Raw genomic sequence first — 16,547 nt, forward strand, 5'->3', positions numbered from 1 at the left:
GTTTAAGGACGGTGTTCGGCCAGAGAGACTTGACGCGTGAATGACACCAAGCGACCCGGCGGCAAGCCCGCCACCATCAACGACATCGCCCGCCTGGCCGAGGTGTCGAAGAAGACGGTGTCGCGTGTGATCAACAACTCCCCCTTCGTGAAGGAGGAGACACGCAAGCGGGTCGAGGCGGTGATCGCCGAGCATGGCTTCAGCCCTGATCCGCAGGCGCGGGGATTGGCCTTCCGCCGGTCCTTCCTGGTCGGGATGATCTACGACAACCCCAGCCCCAACTACGTCGTGAACATGCAGCAGGGTGTGTTGGACGCCGTGCGCGGCGCGGGCCTGGAACTGGTCGTCCATCCCTGCAACCGCGCCTCGCCGACCTTCCTGGACGAGGTCCGCGCCTTCGTCGTGCGCCAGAAGCTGTTCGGCGTGGTCATGCCGCCGTCGGTGTCGGAAGACGACCGGGTCATCGAGATCCTCAAGGACGCCGACTGCCCCTATGTCCGCATCGCCTCGGTGTCGCTGGACGAGCCGGCCTGCATGGTGGTGACGAACGACAGCCGCGGCGCGGCCCAGGCGGCGCGTCACCTGGCCGAGCTGCGCCACACGCGGGTCGCCTTCATCTCCGGCCCCGACACCTTCCGCTCGTCGTTCGAGCGGGGCAGGGGCTTCCGCGAGGGGCTGGCCGAGCACGGCCTGTCGATGGACGACGCCTATGTCCGCGCGGGCGCCTACACCTTCGAGTCCGGAGCGGAGGCGGCGCAGAGCCTGCTGGCCATGGCGAACCCACCGACCGCCATCTTCGCGGGCAACGACGAAATGGCCATCGGGGTCATGAAGGCCGCGCGCGACGCCGGTCTGGACGTGCCGCGCGACCTGTCCATCGTCGGCTTCGACGATCTGCCCATGGCCTCGCGCGTCTGGCCCAACCTGACCACCGTCCGCTTGCCCATCCGCGACATGGGCCGCATGGCGGCCGAGAAGCTGACGGCCGGCCTGCGTGGACTGGACCCCGCGACGCTGGTCCAGCCCGAGGTCGATCCGTCGCTGATCGTGCGGGAATCGACCGCACCGCCGAGGGGCTGACGACCGAAGGCTATTGACGACTACAGGCGTAGATGCAAGATCGTCTACAGATGTAGTTGAAGGTCGCCCGATGGAACGGATCAGTGAAGGCGAGCAGGCGGTGCTTGAGGTGCTGTGGCGTCAGGCCCCGCTCTCGGCGACCGACATCATCGACCGGATCGAACCATCCCGCGACTGGAGCGCCAGTACGGTCAAGACCCTGCTGGCCCGGCTGGTGGCCAAGGGCGCCGTGTCGCACGAGGGCGAGGGGCGCCGCTTCCTCTACTCGCCGCTGCTGACCCGGGACGCCTTTCTCGCCACCGAGTCGCGCCGGATGATCGACCGCCTGTTCGGCGGTCGGGCGGCCCCGCTGGTCGCCCATCTGGCGGAACAGGATCAACTGTCCGATCGGGACCTCGCCGAGATCGAGGCGCTGCTGCGGTCGTTGAAATCATGACCGACTGGCTGCTTCAGGCCCTGCTCGGTTCGACGGTTCTCGGCGCCGTCGTCCTGCTGGTCAGGCCTTGGGTCCTGCGCCGTCTGGGACCCCGGATGGCCTATGGCCTGTGGCTGCTGCCCGTCGTTCGCCTGGGGCTTCCGCCGGTGCCGGCCTGGAGCGTGCACAGTTCCGCCGTGGCCGCCTTCGGGGAGGAGGCGACAGGCGTCGCGGCCCAGATCGTTCGGCCTGACGCGCTGGTCCAGATGCTCGTCGTGCTCTGGGCGGCCGGGGCCCTGGTCCATCTCGTTCGGGGGCTGTTCGACTATGTCCGGTTCATGCAGCGCGCCGGGGCGGCGGTCGTCGGCCCGGACGAGACCCTCGACGGCGTCGCGGTGCGGACCAGCGCTTTCGTGACCGGGCCCGTGGCGGCCGGGATCTGGAAGCGGCGCATCTTCCTGCCGCTGAACTTCCGTCAGCGGTTCGACCCGGATCAGCGCGTGCTGGCCCTCGCCCACGAGCGCGCCCACCATCGCCGTCATGACATCGCCTGGAATTTCGTCGCCCTGATCGCGCTGTCGATCCACTGGTTCAACCCGTGGGCCCACCACGCCTACCGCCTGTACCGGCTGGATCAGGAACTGGCGTGCGATCGCGACGTCCTCGCCGCCTCGCCCGTATCCCCCGAAGCCTACGGCAGGCTGATCGCGAGCGCCTCCCGAACCGGCGGCGTCAGCCCGGTCTGCGCGCTGAGCAAGGCGGACCTGATCAAGCAGAGGCTGGTCGCCCTGACCCGGCCCGCCGGTCTTTCGCGGAGATGGGCGGCGGCGTCCCTCGCCCCCGCCGTGATCCTGGCCCTGGCGGCGACCGCCCCGATCAGCATCAGCGGGGCCGATGGCGTGGCGGCCATCGTATCGGCGGCGGCCCGGCCGAAACCCGCCCCATCCCCCGCGGCGTCGCCGGCGCCTGAGCCGGACAGCGCCCCGTCGGTGGCTCGCCGGCCGCCTTCTCGCCACCGTGCGTCGCCCGCACCCGTGCCTACACCAGCGACGCAGCGCCTCACCGCCCGGGCCGTCGCCGCGGAACCGACGCCCTCGGTGGATGAAGACCGGACCTCCCCCGACTATCTGGCCCGACGACGAGCGATCGGCTTGGCCAGAAGCCGGTGGCGGATGGAGCATCCGGCCGAGGCCGCCCGGGCCCGCGGCCGCCCCATCCCCGCATCCTTCTCGCTCGCGCCCTGACCACACCGCTTCGCGGCCGTCTCCAGCAGGACAACCGACCATGCAGATTCTATCGACGGGCGGACTCCGCCCGACCGGACTCTCGCGCCTGATGCGCACCCTCCGACAGGCGCTGATCGCAGTCGCGCTGATTGTTCCAGGGGCGGCGGTCGCCCAGAACGGCGCCGGACCGGCGGATGCGACGGAACAGGTCGATCGGTATCTGCAGATGCAGATGCAGCGGCTGCAGATCCCGGGCCTCGCCGTCGCGGTGGTCAAGGACGGCCGGCTGGTCCTTGAGCGCCATTACGGAACCGCCAGCATCGAGTTCGGCGTTCCCGTGTCCACGGACACCGTTTTCGCCATCAACTCCGTGACCAAGGCCTTCACCGGCGTCGCCGCCATGCGTCTGGTCGAGGCGGGGCGGCTGGACCTTTCGGCGCCGGTCGACCGCTACCTGGCCGATCTGCCCGAGGCCTGGCGCGCCGTCACCATCCGCCAGCTGCTCAGCCACACGTCCGGCCTGCCCGACGTCCTGCGCGCGCCCACGGTGGAGACCGATGCGGCTGCGGCCTGGGCCTGGGTCCTGGCCCAGGACATCCGTTTCCCGCCCGGGGAGCGCTTCAACTACTGCCAGACCAACTACACCTTGATCCAGCGGGTGGTGAACCAGCTCGAGGGCCGGGCGCCGGACGCGCCCCTGGCCGAGGAACAACTGGCCATCGCGGGCATGGCGGACACCCGTTATGGCGACGCCTACTCCGTTATCGCGAACCGGGCGCCGACCTATCGCTGGACCCTCGGCGGGCCGATGATCGCCGGCTATCGCGCCGCCTCGGCCACGAACCCCGGCGTCATGACGGCCGTCTCCGAACGGTTCCTGCCGTTCCGCCGCGCCTCCTCGGGCCTGAACAGCTCGGCCGGCGACCTGGCGCGGTGGCTGATCGCCATCCAGGACGGGAAGATCCTGAGCGCGGCCAGCCTGGAGACGCTATGGACCCCGGTCGCCTTCAACGACGGGAGCCAGGGCCAATGGGGACTCGGATGGCAGGTCCTGGCTCGCGGAACCCATCGGTCGGTGGGCATGACCGGCGGCGGCCGGGCCGCGGTCTCCCTCTATCCGGACGACGGCGTCGGGGTGGTCATCCTGACCAATCTCACCGGTTCGTATCCGGAAGACATGATCGACAGGATCGCCTCGATCTACGCCCCGGATCTGGACCTGGCCGGCGTCCCGGCGCTGCGCATCGCGCTTGAGGAGGGGGGCTATGACCAGGTCATGGCCGCCGCCTCGGCGATCGAGCAGGGCCATCCGGGCCTGATCTGGCCGGAGGCCGAGCTGAACGACTGGGGCTACCGCCTGCTCAGCACGGGACGCCCCCGCGACGCGCTGCAGGTCTTCCGCCTGGCGGCCGATCGCTATCCCGCCAGCGGCAACGCCCATGACAGCCTGGCCCAGGCGCTGCTGGTCAACGGCGACGACGGCGCCGCGGCCGACCACTATGCGCGCGCCGTCGCGCTGGACCCGGCCAACACCAGCGCGGCCCGGCATCTGGCCGAGCTGCGCGCCGGCCCGCCCCGCTGAGGCGCGACTTTTCGCCGGTCTCAGGCGGTTTCGAGCGCAGGGCTTTGGACCAGGCCCTTGATGTAGGCGCGGATGCCTTCGTCCGTGGCGTTGGCGAAGAAGTATTCCTGGAAGCGCTCGCCCGCGACGGCGGCCTTCAGCAGGTCCTGATCGACGGTCTTCAGGACGGTCAGCATGTCGTGGCAGGTGACGGCCTTGAGGTCCTTCAGGACGCCCCGGTTCTTGCGCATGATCTCGGCGCGTTCCTTGGGATAGCCCAGGCCGCGCTCACCCTCGAACAGCTTGCGATAGACGTCCTGCAGGTTCAGCTCGGCCGCCCAGCCGAAGCCCTTGGCGTAGGGCATGGCGATGGCGTTGCCGTCGTTGATCTGGCCGAACAGGAAGGCGTCGGTGGGGTCGATGATCAGGCCGCAGAACACGCCCGGCATGGCGTTGGCGGCCAGCATCGAGCCCGTGCCGGTGCCGCAGCCGGTCACCACGAAGTCGGCGGCGCCGGAGTTGAGCAGGATCCCCGTCAGCAGGCCGTTCATGACGTACGTCAGCGAGGCCTTATCTTCGGGCGTGTACATGCCGTAGTGGAACACCTCGTGGCCCAGGGGCTCGGCCACCGCGGTCAGGGCCGCATGGACCGTCTCGCTCTTGGCGGCCTGGCTGTTCTCGATGATCAGGGCGATTTTCATGGCGTTCCTCCGGTGGAGACAATGGGCGGAGCGGCGCGTCGGCTCCAGCCCAGTCCCCGTTTGCATCGGATTATGACACCGGTTACCTATGCGTTCAATCTGCATCAGACAAGCCGGGGAGGGAAAGCATGTCGACGAGCGCGCGTTCGTGCGAAATCCTCCTGATCGGCGCTGTGTCCGCCCCTCGTGAGGTCCACTGAAATGAACCCCTTCGACCTCTCGGGCCGCACGGCCCTCGTCACCGGCGCCAACACCGGACTGGGTCAGGCCATCGCCGTCGGTCTGGCGCAGGCGGGGGCGGATATCGTCGCCGTCGGCCGTTCGGCGCCGACCGAGACGGCCGCCCTGGTGCAGGCCGCCGGCCGCGCCCTGCACGCCATCCCGGCGGACCTGTCCACTATCGCCCCGATCGCCGACGTGGTGGCCAAGGCCGTGGACGCCGTCGGCGCGGTCGACATCCTGGTGAACAACGCCGGCATCATCCGCCGCAACGACAGCCTGGACTTCACCGAGGACGACTGGGACGCGGTGATCGACACCAATCTGAAGACCGCCTTCTTCCTGAGCCAGGCCGTGGCGCGCACCTGGGTCGACGCCGGCCGCGGCGGCAAGATCATCAACATCTGCTCGATGCTCAGCTTCCAGGGCGGCATCCGGGTGCCGTCCTATACGGCGTCCAAGAGCGGTCTGGCTGGGCTGACCCGCCTGCTGGCGTGCGAATGGGCGTCCAGGGGCATCAACGTCAACGGCATCGCGCCCGGCTATTTCTCGACCAACAACACCGAGGCCCTGCGCGCGGACGAGACGCGCAACCGCGACATCCTGGCCCGCATTCCGGCGGGGCGGTGGGGCGACCCGTCCGACCTCGGCGGCGCGGCCGTCTTCCTGGCGTCCGACGCCTCCGCCTATGTCCACGGCACGGTGCTGGCGGTGGATGGCGGCTGGCTGGCGCGCTAGCCCGCCAACGCGTTCAGCCAGTCCTCGAGATTGGTGAAGCCGTCGCCGTTCCGATCAGCCGGGCCGTCGGCGGCGTCGGCCGGATCCAGCCCGTGCGCCTGCTCCCAGTCGTCGGGCATGCCGTCGCCGTCGCGGTCGATCCACGGCGTTCCGGCCTCCAGCTCCGGCCAGCCGCCGGTCTGGCTCTGGCTGTCGATGATCCTGCCCGTGCGGCCGCGGACGCCCGCGACGATCCGCAGGTCCACGGCGTCGCGCACCCGGCCGGCGCCCGCCCGGTCCAGCACCGCCAGCGCCGCGGCCTCCGGCGTCTCCGCCGCCGCCTCCGCCCAGTCGGGCCGCGCGGGAAGGCGATAGTCGGGCCGGCCTGAATCCTTGACCAGCGTCCACGGGTCGGCGGGGATCGCGCCGTCCATGCTGTTGGCCTCGAACCAGGCCCTGGCCAGCGGATTGGATTCCTCGAACGCCCAGCGTCCGGCCGAGTCCGGGCCTGGGATGTAGGCGTTGCCGATGAAGGCGTAGGCCGAGCGGCTTTCGGTGTCGGCGTTGTAGCCCGCATGCGACCCGCCCCAGTCGTAGAAGACGTTGGAGCGGAACTCGAAGCGCGGCCCCTCGGGATCGACGGACGGCGGATTGTAGTTGCCCGGGCGGGGCATGCGCGCCCGGTGGGCGGCCCACAGATTGTGATGGAAGGTGAAGCGCGCGCCGTGCCCGCCGCGCACCAGCGAGCCATAGCCGTGATCGCCCTTGGCGTGGCCCGACCGGTTCAGCGATTCGGCGATCAGCGACCACTGCACGGTCACGTCGTAGACGCCGCGCTCGGGCGGGTCGTAGCGGCTGCCGACCGACAGGGTCTCGTCCACCGACCAGGAGGCCGAAACGTGGTCCAGGATGATGCGGCGGCCGCGCTCGATGGTGACGGCGTCCGACTCGATGCGGCTCTCGTCCCCCAGCCGCGCGCGGATGTGGCGCACCACCACATCGTCGGCGGCCACGATCAGCGCCTGGTCGCGCAGGGTGATCCCGCCGCCCGGCGCGGTTTGGCCGGCGATGGTGATGCGGCCCCGGCGGATGCGCAGCGGCGTCTCCAGCCGGATCGTCCCGCCGATATCGAACACGACCGTGCGCGGACCGTCCGCCTCGACCGCGGCCCTCAGGCTGCCGGGACCGGCGTCGTTCAGATTGGTCACCCGCAGCACCGCGCCGCCGCGCCCGCCCGAGGCCAGACGCCCCGCGCCCTCCGCGCCGGGGAAGGCGACGACCGGCTCGGGCCCGGCCTGGGCCGAGACCGTGTGTGCCCCAAGCGACACGGCGAACAGCGTCACGGCGAAGCCTGTGACCGCTTTGTGTCGAAGGCCGCTTGCGAAAACGCCGATCATCAGGTTAGGCTCGTGATTGCTACCGGTGTCAGGGCGCATTCCGCACGAATATGACACCGGTGTCAAACGGAACGGCCAGCGATGTCGGACCGCAAAAACAGATAGACCGGGGTCACTCCGGCGTCCTGTATGCCCATTGGGAGGAGGCATATGTTGCAAGCTATCCAGCCGGGGATGACCCGTGCCCTTCGTCGTCGCCTGTTCGTCGGAGCGTCCGGTCTGGCCGTCGCCCTGTCGTTGGGAGTCGGCGCCGCCGCCGCGCAGACCGCGCCGCAACCCGCACCGCAGGACGAGACCGTCGAGATCGATGAAGTCGTCGTCACCGGGTATCGCGCCAGCCTGAACGCCGCCCTCGACGCCAAACGTCGCGAGACCAGCATGGTCGACGTGATCATGGCCGAGGACATCGCCGATTTCCCCGACCTGAACCTGGCCGAGTCGATCCAGCGGGTCCCGGGCGTCGCCATCGACCGTGACGCCGGCGAAGGCCGTTCGATCACCGTCCGCGGCCTGGGCGCCGACTTCACCCGCACCCGCATCAACGGCATGGAGGCCCAGGCCACCGCCGGCGGCACCGACTCCTCGGGCGGCGCCAACCGGGGCCGTGGCTTCGACTTCAACGTCTTCGCCTCGGAGCTCTTCAACTCCATCACCGTGCGCAAGACCGCGGCGGCCGAGACGGAAGAGGGCTCGCTGGGCGCCACCGTCGACCTGCAGGCCACGCGCCCGTTCGACTACGACGGCTTCACCGCCGCCATGTCGGCCCAGGTCGGCTACAACGACCTGTCGGAGCAGTACAATCCGCGCATCGCCCTGCTGCTGAGCGACCGGTTCGGCGCCAATGACGAGTTCGGCGCCCTGATCTCGCTCGCTTACAGCGAACGCGACCTGCTCGAAGAAGGCTTCAGCTCGGTGCGCTGGGCGCCGGCCGTCGGCACCAACAGCTCGGGCGGCTTCGCCTCCGCCGGATCGAACGCCACGGCCTTCGCCCTGGCCAATCAGAGCAACGTATTCATCCCGCGTCTGCCGCGCTATGGCCGCCTGACCCACAGCCAGGAACGCCTCGGCGTCACCGGCGCCCTGCAATGGCGCCCGGCCGAGACCACGGTGCTGTCTCTGGACGTGCTGTATTCCTCGCTGGACGCGACCCGCCAGGAGGACTTCCTCGAAGCCCTGTCCTTCAGCCGCAACGCCGCGGCCGGCGGCCAGCCCCAGGTGACGGTCCAGGACGCCGCCGTGCAGAACAACATGCTGGTCTACGGCGTGTTCAACAACGTCGATGTCCGGTCCGAGAGCCGCTACGACGAACTCTCGACCGACTACCTGCAGGTCAGCCTGACGGCCGAGCATGACTTCACCGACCGCCTGCACGGCCGCTTCTACTACGGGCGCGCGGAGTCGAATTTCGAGAACCCGATCCAGACCACGGTCACCCTCGACCGGAACAATATCCAGAACTACTCCTGGGACTTCCGCGGCAACGCCAACGCCCCGGTCATCAGCTACGGCTTCGATGTCGCCAACCCGGCCAACTGGGAATGGCGCCCGTCGACCGCCGTGGTGCCGCGCTCGGAAATCCGCATCCGTCCGAACGGCGTCGACACCGTGTTCGAGTCCGCCCAGGCCGACTTCGCCTATGACGCCAGCGACTGGTTGACGATCAAGGCGGGCATCAACTGGAAGAGCTACACCTCGGACTCCTACGAGTTCCGCCGCGCGGACGAGACCGTGGTTCCGGTGCTTCCGGCCGGTACGACGATGGCCGACATCACCAATGTGCTGACCGGCTTCGGCGCCGACCTGATCCCCGGGGGCACGGCCAGCAGCTGGGTCGGTCCCAACCTCGGCGCCCTGGCCAGCCTGTTCAACATCTACTGCAACTGCGACACGGGCGTGCCGGGAGGCGACTTCCGCCTGACCAGCATCACCAACGGCAATGCGCGCGGCGGCAACCGGTCGATCACCGAAGACGATCTGGCGGTCTATCTGCAGGCGGACTGGGACACCGACCTGTTCGGCCGTCCGTTCCGCGGCAACGTCGGCGTGCGTCAGGTCAGCACCACGCTCAACGCCTCGGGCTACAGCTCGACCGGCGGCGGCACCCTGGTCACCGGCGAGAACCAGTACGACAACACCCTGCCGTCGCTGAACATCAGCTATGAGCCGATCGACGACCTGATCGTCCGCTTCGGCGCGGCCACGGTCATGGCCCGTCCGCAGATCGGCAACACCCTGGCCGGAACCAACTATCTGGTGCCGACCACCTCGCTGGCCGCCACCGGACCGAACTACACGGCCTCGATCGGCAATGTGAAGCTGGAGCCGTTCCAGGCCAACACCTACGACTTCAGCATCGAGTGGTATTTCGCCCGCGAAAGCCTGCTGTCCTTCGCCTATTTCTACAAGGACATCGACACCTACATCCAGATCGTGCGTCAGGACCTGGCCTATTCGGACCTGACCGCGCTGAACCCGTCGGCCTTCGCGCCGGGCTTCTGCACGGGCACCTGCTCGTCCTCGACCATCTTCCAGCTGACCGCCGCGGTGAACACCGAAGGCGGCCCGCTGAAGGGCTTCGAGATCAGCTACCAGCAGCCCTTCACCTTCCTGCCGGGTCCGCTGGAAAACCTCGGCGTGCAGCTGAACTACACCCACGTCGAATCCGAGATCGACTACTGCAACAACGCCCTGTGCACGACCTTCGTGACGGCCGACCTGATCAACCTGTCGCCGGAATCGTGGAACGCGACCGTGTATTATGAGGACGACACGTTCTCGGCGCGGGTCTCGGGCGCCTTCCGCGACAGCTACATCCAGAACGTGCCCGGCCGGAACGGCAACAATGTCGAAGGCAAGATGGAGACGTTCAACCTGGACGCCTCGGCCTCGTACAATCTGACCGACGAACTGGTCCTGACGCTGGAGGCCCTCAACCTGACGGACGAGGAGAACCATCAGTACGTCGGCGACGGCGCGGATCGCCAGAGCACCTCCGTCTACCACCACACCGGCCGACAGTTTTACTTCGGCGCCCGCTATCGCTTCTGATCACTCCTGAACCGAAGCGCACTCTCCGCCGCCGACCCACCCGGGTCGGCGGCGCTTTTTTATCCGGCGACCAGATCGGTCAGGTCGGCCCAGACGCTCTCGGTCGTCGGGATGCGGCCGGCGCCGCGGCCGCGGGCGGTGAAGACGCGGCCGTCGCCGGTGGTGACGCGCAGGGCGTTCCACTCGTCCGGCAGGTCGGCGAACAGGGCGTCGCCGTCGGCGGCGGCGAAGGCCACGTCGGCGCGGTCGGTGCGCACGTCCAGCCGCGCCAGCTGACGCACCCGGCCCGGCGGCAGGACCGCATCGGCGGCCAGGGTCGCGCGGGCGATCCGCTCGGGCGTCAGGCCGCCGTCCAGCGCCTCGTGCGCCAGGATGGCCAGTTTGGCGGCGGCGTCCAGGCCGCTCAGATCGGCGGTCGGATCCTCTTCCGCGAAGCCCGCCTCGCGCGCGCCGGCCAGGGCGTCGTCGAAGGCGACCCCGTCGGCCAGCCGGTTCAGGATGAAGTTGCAGGTGCCGTTCAGCACCGCCTCGATCCGCACTACCGGCGCATGGGCGCGGGCCCGGCGCACGGTCTCGATCAGAGGCGAGCCGCCGCCGACGCTGGCGGAGTAGAGCAGTTGCGCGTCATGGGCCTCGGCCAGGGCGGTCAGGGCCGGCAGGTCGCCGCCCACCGCCTGCTTGTTGGCGCTGACCACATCGACGCCGCGCGACAGGGCGGCGCGGATCAGGGCCAGTCCGGTGGACGCGTCCGAGATGGCCTCGACCAGCACGTCCGGTTCGCGGGCCAGCAGGGCGGCGGGATCGGCCAGCAGCAGGCCTTCGGGCGCGGCCGGGTCGCGCGGCTTCTTCGGATCGCGCACCAGCACCCCGACCACGGTGAAGCGGTCGTCGTCCAGCAGCCGCGCCAGCACGCCGCCGCCGACCACGCCGCAGCCGGCCAGCGCCACGCGCAGCGGACGCTCGGGCCTGGGCCGGGCATGGGCCGCGGCGGCCTCGGGCCCCGCGACGATGGAGACGGGGGCGTTCAGCAGCGCCTCGCCCGGACCGGGCCGGGCCGAGGTCACGCCGATGGCGTCCAGGGCGGCGGCCAGGCGGGCGGCGGCGTCCGCGGCGCCCGAGGCGACGGCCACGACCCGGCGTCCACGCCGCACTTCGCGATAGACCGCGCTGGCGGCCTCGGCCGCGTCGGCGACGTCGAGCTGGAGCAGGGCGACGGGTTCCTCGGCGCCATGCGGGACGGCGTCCGCCCCGGCGGCGGGGCGGGGAAGCGGCAGGGAGGCGGCGGTCATCAGGCGGCCTCGGCTTCCAGCGGAGAGGCGGCCAGGACGGCGTCCAGCGCGGCCGACAGGTCGGCCAGCAGGTCTTCCGGATGCTCCAGCCCGATCGACAGGCGCAGCAGGCCGTCGGTGATGCCCGCCGTCAGGCGCGCTTCCGGCGTCATGGCCGCGTGGGTCATCAGGGTCGGGTGGGCGATCAGGCTTTCGACCCCGCCCAGCGACTCCGCCAGGGTGAAGACCTCCAGCTGGTCGACGAAGGTCCGCACCGCGTCCAGGTCGGCCAGCTCGAAGCTCAGCATGGCGCCGAAGCCCTTCTGCTGGCGCGAGGCGATCTCGTGGCCGGGATGGCTCTTCAGGCCCGGATAGTTGACGGTCTTCACCGCCGGATGGGCTTCCAGCCATTCGGCGACGCGGCCCGCTGTGGCCTGCTGACGCTCGACCCGGGCGAACAGGGTGCGCACGCCGCGCAGGGTCAGATAGGCGTCGAAGGGCGAGCCGGTGACGCCCAGGCAGTTGGCCCACCAGGTCAGCTGCTCCAAGTCGGCCTGATCCTTGGCCACCACGCAGCCCCCGACCACGTCGGAGTGGCCGTTGATGTATTTGGTGGTCGAGTGGATCACCAGGTCGGCGCCCAGGGCGATGGGGTTCTGCAGGGCCGGCGACAGGAAGGTGTTGTCCACCGCCGCCTTGCAGCCGACGGCGTGCGCCCGGGCGCAGATGTCGGCCACATCGACGACGCGCATCAGCGGGTTCGACGGCGTCTCGATCAGGATCAGCTTGGGGTTCAGGGCGAAGGCGGCGTCCAGCGCCTCGCGGTCGTTCTGGTCGACGAACTGGACGTCGAAATGGTTGCGGCGCGCCCGGGCGCACAGCAGGCGGTGGGTGCCGCCATAGAGGTCGTGCGGGGCCAGCAGCAGGTCGCCGGGCTCCAGCGAGAACAGGGCCAGGTCCACCGCGGCCATGCCCGTCGCGGTCACCACCGCGCCTGCGCCGCCTTCCAGTTTCGCCAGGGTCTCGCCCAGCACGTCCCGGGTCGGATTGCCCGAGCGCGTGTAGTCGTACTTCCGTTTCCCATCGAGCCCGTCGAAGCTGTAGTTCGAGGACAGGTACAACGGCGGCATCACCGCCCCGTGCGCCGGATCGTTGTTCACGCCGTGCCGGGCGGCGGTCGTACAGGGGTGGGCTTCACTGGAACAGGTCATGCGGCGATCTCGCGGGGCTGGCGGGCGTACAGGGGAGAGAGGGCGTCGTGGAGCGTGCGGCCGACCAGCTCGCGCTCCTTCAGGAAGGCGTCGTGACCGAAGATGGAGCCGGCCTCGCCGAAGCGGCGCAGGGCGGGGGCGCGGCCGGCCAGGTCGCGCAGGTCCTCGATCGGCACAAGGCGGTCGCTGGTGAAGCCGAGCAGGGTCAGGGGGCAGGTCACCGCCTCGGGCGCGACCGCGTGGCGGTCCAGCGAGTCCGACAGCGAGATCCAGCGGTCGGCGCTGGTGGCCTCGGCGTAGTCGGCGCCGCGGGCGATCAGATAGTCGCAGACGGGGTAGGGGCCGCCGGCCTGCGCCGGGGCCGTTCCGGCGAAGCGCCAGTCGAACTCGTCGGCGGTGCGATAGGTGGTCATGGCCAGCTCGCGGGCCAGTGAAACGCCCTCCGCCTCGCGGCCGCAGTCGCGGGCGAAGGCCAGCACGCGGCGTTGCACTCCGCGCCAGGCGGTGGCGGCGGGATGGGCGCGGTGGGCGGCGGAGATGACCACCAGCTCGCCGATCCGCTCGGGGAAGTCCGCCGCGAAGGCCAGTCCGATGCAGCCGCCGTAAGAGGCGCCGACGAAGGCGTCGATGCGCGGCTCCTCCAGCGCGTCCAGCAGCAGGACCAGCAGGCGGGCCTGATCGGCGGTGGTGATGGTGACGCCCGGATCCGTCTTGCCGGGCAGCAGGTCGAAGGCCAGCACGCGGGCGCGGTCCAGGTCGATGGGGCCGCCGTGACGGACGGCCCACGACCACCAGTTGGCGGCGAAGCGGCCGCTGGAGATGCCGCCGGCGACCACCACCAGAGGACCCTCCGTGGGGCCGTGCAGGCGTCCCGTCAGGGTGTCCGCCGCCAGACGCTCGCCCGAGGCCAGCCGGAAGTCGGCCGGAATCACGGCCGTCACGTCACGGCCGGGAGCCTCGTCGATGATCCATTCGGTGGACGCCACTGTCCGCTCCGGTTCCGCTCAGCGAAACCGATGGGGCGAACCAACACCTGTGATGAAAGACCCGTGAAGTCCGTCGGACCCGCAAGGGTCCTGTCGCTTCACTCATCTCTCGCGGCTTCCGAAGAGGCCTCGCAGGAGTTGGCACCTTTCCAAGGATCGGGTGGATCCTGGGTAGGTTGCCCCGGCGTCAAAGGGCCTATCCCTCAGCCGGTCTTGATGAGTGTCCTTACGGTGAAGAACGCGGCCGCTGTCGTCAATCCCCCAAAATTGCTGCGACTGCGAATTACCAAGCGTGGCCGCAGCGTGGGTAATTTCGTCCCTTATCACCATCATTGAAGCATCAGTAATGCCTATGTCGGATTCAGGTGCGCTACAGACGCAACAAATTTCCCTGAATCTTCCTCCGCCCACTTGCGTATCTCGCAAGTGCGGTAAACAGTTCGCAAATGCGTAACGGCGTCCTTTTGGGGGATTGAGATGACTCGACTTCGCAACGGCCTGGCTCTTGGGCTCGGCCTTTTGACCATGGTGATCGCGACGGGGGCCCAGGCGGCGCCCGCGCTACTGGGGCACCAGGTTCCACTGGAACTGGACGGCGCCGGCACGGCCTGGCTGTCCACCTCGACGGCCCTCGTTCTGCTCATGACCCTGCCGGGTCTGGCGCTCTTCTACGGCGGCATGGTGCGCCGCAAGAACGTGATCGCGACCATCACCCAGTCCGTCGGCGTCTTCGCCGTCGCGACCCTGGTGTGGTTCATCGCCGGCTATTCCATCGCCTTCGGCAAGGCGGGCGGCCTGGGCGGCTATCCGGCCGACACAGTCAACCAGTTCGTCGGCGGCTTCGAGGCCGTCTTCCTGAACGGCGTGGGCATGGAGACGGCGCACAGCCTGCTGCCGGGCATTCCCGAGTTCGTCTTCCTGTCCTTCCAGCTGACCTTCGCCATCATCACCCCGGCCCTGGTCACCGGCGCCTTCGCCGAACGGCTGAAGTACACCGGTCTGTTGCTGTTCACGGCGCTCTGGTCGCTGTTGGTCTATGCGCCCATCGCACACTGGGTGTGGGGCGGCGGCTTCCTCGGCTCGGCCGGGGTGCTGGACTTCGCCGGCGGCGCGGTGGTGCACGTCAACTCCGGCGTGGCCGGTCTGGTCTGCGCCCTCTTCCTCGGCGCCCGCAAGGGCTACGGCAAGGAGCCGATCGTGGCGCACAATCCGGTGCTGACCATGATCGGTGCCTCCCTGCTGCTGGTCGGCTGGATCGGCTTCAACGCCGGTTCGGCGGGCGGCGCCAACGCCCTGGCGGGCGTGGCCCTGATCAACACCATCCTAGCCGCCGCGGCCGCCTCCATCACCTGGAAGATCGTCGAGGTCATCGAGAAGAAGAAGGCGTCGCTGATCGGCGTGCTGTCCGGCATCGTCGCCGGCTTGGTCGCCATCACCCCGGCCGCCGGCTTTGTGGATCCCAAGGGCGCCGTCCTGATCGGCCTGATCGCCGGTCCGGTCTGCTACGCCTCCTCGGTCTGGATCAAGAAGCTGCTCCGCTACGACGACAGCCTGGACGCCTTCGGCATCCATGGCGCGGGCGGTCTGGCCGGGGCCCTGCTGACCGGCGTGTTCGCCTCCACCGCGATCAACAGCCTGTCCGACGGAGCCAATGTCATGACCCAGCTGATCGGCCTGGGCTGGACCATCGCCTACAGCGCGGTGGGCACCCTGGTCGTCCTGATCATCTGCAAGTTCACCACCGGCCTGCGCGTCAGCCCGGCGGCGGAAGAAGAAGGGCTGGACACCCACCTCCACGGCGAGGCGCTGGAGTCCGTCTGATCCCGTGTGCCCCGGCGCGGGCTCTCTCCCCGCGCCGGGCCGCCAGTAAGCGTTCGCGTGCCGACATCGAGAACATTGGGGATACGACTATGAAACTCGCCTTCGCTAGCGCGGCCGTCGCGGCCGCCCTGTTCGCCACCGCCGGCGCCGCCCAGGCCCAGACGCCCGAGGTGGCCTGGAACGTGGCGGTGACCTCCGACTATGTCTTCCGCGGCTTCAGCCAGTCCGACGAGCATCCGGCGCTGCAGGGCGGCGTCGACGTGACCTTCGCCTCCGGCTTCTACGCCGGGGCTTGGGCCTCCAACATCGACTTCGGCGACGACACCGACGCCGAGGTCGACGTCTACGCCGGCTATCGCACCGAGGCGGCCGGGTTCGCCGTCGACGTCGGAGTGATCGGCTATCTCTACGCCGGCGCCGGCCGCGACAACGCCTACGACTATCTGGAGGTCAAGGCCGCCGCCTCGCGGGCTGTCGGTCCGGTGACCCTGGGCGCCGCCGTCTACTTCTCGCCGGACTTCTTCGGCGCGGACGAGGAGGCCACCTATGTCGAGGCCAACGCCAGCTTCACCCCGGCGCCCAAATGGACCGTCAGCGGCGCGGTCGGCTACCAGGCGCTGGACGTGAGCGACGACTACACGACGTGGAACGCCGGGGTGGCCTACGCCATCACGGACAAGATCATCCTCGACGGCCGCTACCACGGCGCAGACGTCGACACGCCGCTGGCGGACGATCGCGCCGTCGCGACGATCAAATTCCTCTTCTAGACCTCCGGACGCCCCTCCTGTCCGACCGCGACCGGCAAGGTCTTGCCTTCCTGGCAGGCCTTGCCGGTTTGTCTTTTCCTGAAGCTCATCCTTTCGCGCACATTCCGGATGGAAATTGCGCGCCCTT

The 16,547-nt window shown here is 69.5% G+C and carries 13 protein-coding genes and 1 riboswitch; of the genes, 8 read left to right on the plus strand and 5 right to left on the minus strand.

Annotated elements, in window-relative coordinates:
- Positions 1–36: 36 nt before the first annotated feature.
- From AC07NB_RS09310 to AC07NB_RS09325, 4 genes are all read left to right on the plus strand, one after another.
- Positions 37–1,080 (plus strand): LacI family DNA-binding transcriptional regulator, encoded by a 1,044-nt coding sequence (locus AC07NB_RS09310; RefSeq protein ID WP_494570662.1) that lies wholly within the window; start codon positions 37–39, stop codon positions 1,078–1,080.
- Between the two features lie 70 nt (positions 1,081–1,150).
- A complete protein-coding gene (locus tag AC07NB_RS09315; RefSeq protein WP_492312315.1) occupies positions 1,151–1,516 on the plus strand; it encodes a BlaI/MecI/CopY family transcriptional regulator in 366 nt (121 codons plus the stop codon).
- Positions 1,513–2,739, plus strand: coding sequence for a M56 family metallopeptidase (locus AC07NB_RS09320; protein WP_494570663.1), 1,227 nt, complete (start codon positions 1,513–1,515; stop codon positions 2,737–2,739). The genes AC07NB_RS09315 and AC07NB_RS09320 overlap by 4 nt, the downstream gene beginning before the upstream one ends.
- A 91-nt stretch (positions 2,740–2,830) precedes the next feature.
- The gene (locus AC07NB_RS09325; protein ID WP_494570664.1) at positions 2,831–4,303 is read left to right on the plus strand and encodes a serine hydrolase domain-containing protein; all 1,473 of its coding nucleotides are present in this window, start codon (positions 2,831–2,833) and stop codon (positions 4,301–4,303) included.
- A 20-nt stretch (positions 4,304–4,323) separates the two neighbouring features.
- On the opposite strand, the gene AC07NB_RS09330 is transcribed toward AC07NB_RS09325, so the two are convergent.
- Positions 4,324–4,983 (minus strand): RpiB/LacA/LacB family sugar-phosphate isomerase, encoded by a 660-nt coding sequence (locus AC07NB_RS09330; protein ID WP_291835501.1) that lies wholly within the window; start codon positions 4,981–4,983, stop codon positions 4,324–4,326.
- A 201-nt stretch (positions 4,984–5,184) separates the two neighbouring features.
- Here AC07NB_RS09330 and kduD point away from each other — a divergent pair, with 201 nt between their 5' ends.
- Positions 5,185–5,940, plus strand: a complete 756-nt coding sequence (gene kduD / locus AC07NB_RS09335) for a 2-dehydro-3-deoxy-D-gluconate 5-dehydrogenase KduD (RefSeq protein WP_492312319.1) — start codon at positions 5,185–5,187, stop codon at positions 5,938–5,940.
- Here the strand turns inward: kduD and AC07NB_RS09340 are convergent.
- Positions 5,937–7,262, minus strand: a complete 1,326-nt coding sequence (locus tag AC07NB_RS09340) for a pectate lyase family protein (RefSeq protein WP_494570665.1) — start codon at positions 7,260–7,262, stop codon at positions 5,937–5,939. The two genes, kduD and AC07NB_RS09340, sit on opposite strands and share 4 nt — an antisense overlap.
- A gap of 228 nt (positions 7,263–7,490) precedes the next feature.
- Here AC07NB_RS09340 and AC07NB_RS09345 point away from each other — a divergent pair, with 228 nt between their 5' ends.
- On the plus strand, positions 7,491–10,364 hold the full coding sequence (locus tag AC07NB_RS09345) for a TonB-dependent receptor (protein WP_494570666.1): 2,874 nt from the start codon (positions 7,491–7,493) through the stop codon (positions 10,362–10,364).
- 59 nt (positions 10,365–10,423) lie between these two features.
- Here the strand turns inward: AC07NB_RS09345 and AC07NB_RS09350 are convergent, their stop codons facing one another.
- Genes AC07NB_RS09350 through metX form a run of 3 tightly spaced genes read right to left on the minus strand, consistent with a single transcriptional unit; the run spans position 10,424 to position 13,829 of the window.
- A complete protein-coding gene (locus tag AC07NB_RS09350; RefSeq protein WP_494570667.1) occupies positions 10,424–11,653 on the minus strand; it encodes a homoserine dehydrogenase in 1,230 nt (409 codons plus the stop codon).
- Positions 11,653–12,843 carry a cystathionine gamma-synthase gene (gene metB / locus AC07NB_RS09355; RefSeq protein WP_494570668.1) on the minus strand — a complete coding sequence of 397 codons (1,191 nt, stop codon included), beginning with the start codon at positions 12,841–12,843 and terminating at the stop codon, positions 11,653–11,655. Before metB ends, AC07NB_RS09350 begins: the two co-directional genes overlap by 1 nt.
- Positions 12,840–13,829, minus strand: a complete 990-nt coding sequence (metX, locus tag AC07NB_RS09360) for a homoserine O-succinyltransferase MetX (RefSeq protein WP_291832241.1) — start codon at positions 13,827–13,829, stop codon at positions 12,840–12,842. The genes metB and metX overlap by 4 nt, the downstream gene beginning before the upstream one ends.
- A 99-nt stretch (positions 13,830–13,928) precedes the next feature.
- Positions 13,929–14,052, minus strand: a riboswitch (SAM riboswitch).
- A gap of 254 nt (positions 14,053–14,306) precedes the next feature.
- On the opposite strand from metX, the gene AC07NB_RS09365 reads away from it, so the two are divergent.
- Complete coding sequence (locus tag AC07NB_RS09365) at positions 14,307–15,650, plus strand: ammonium transporter (protein WP_492312324.1); 1,344 nt, start codon at positions 14,307–14,309, stop codon at positions 15,648–15,650.
- An 89-nt stretch (positions 15,651–15,739) separates the two neighbouring features.
- Positions 15,740–16,420, plus strand: a complete 681-nt coding sequence (locus tag AC07NB_RS09370) for a TorF family putative porin (RefSeq protein WP_494570669.1) — start codon at positions 15,740–15,742, stop codon at positions 16,418–16,420.
- Positions 16,421–16,547 lie beyond the last annotated feature (127 nt).

The sequence above is a fragment of the Brevundimonas sp. GW821-FHT09G01 genome (assembly GCF_059416065.1).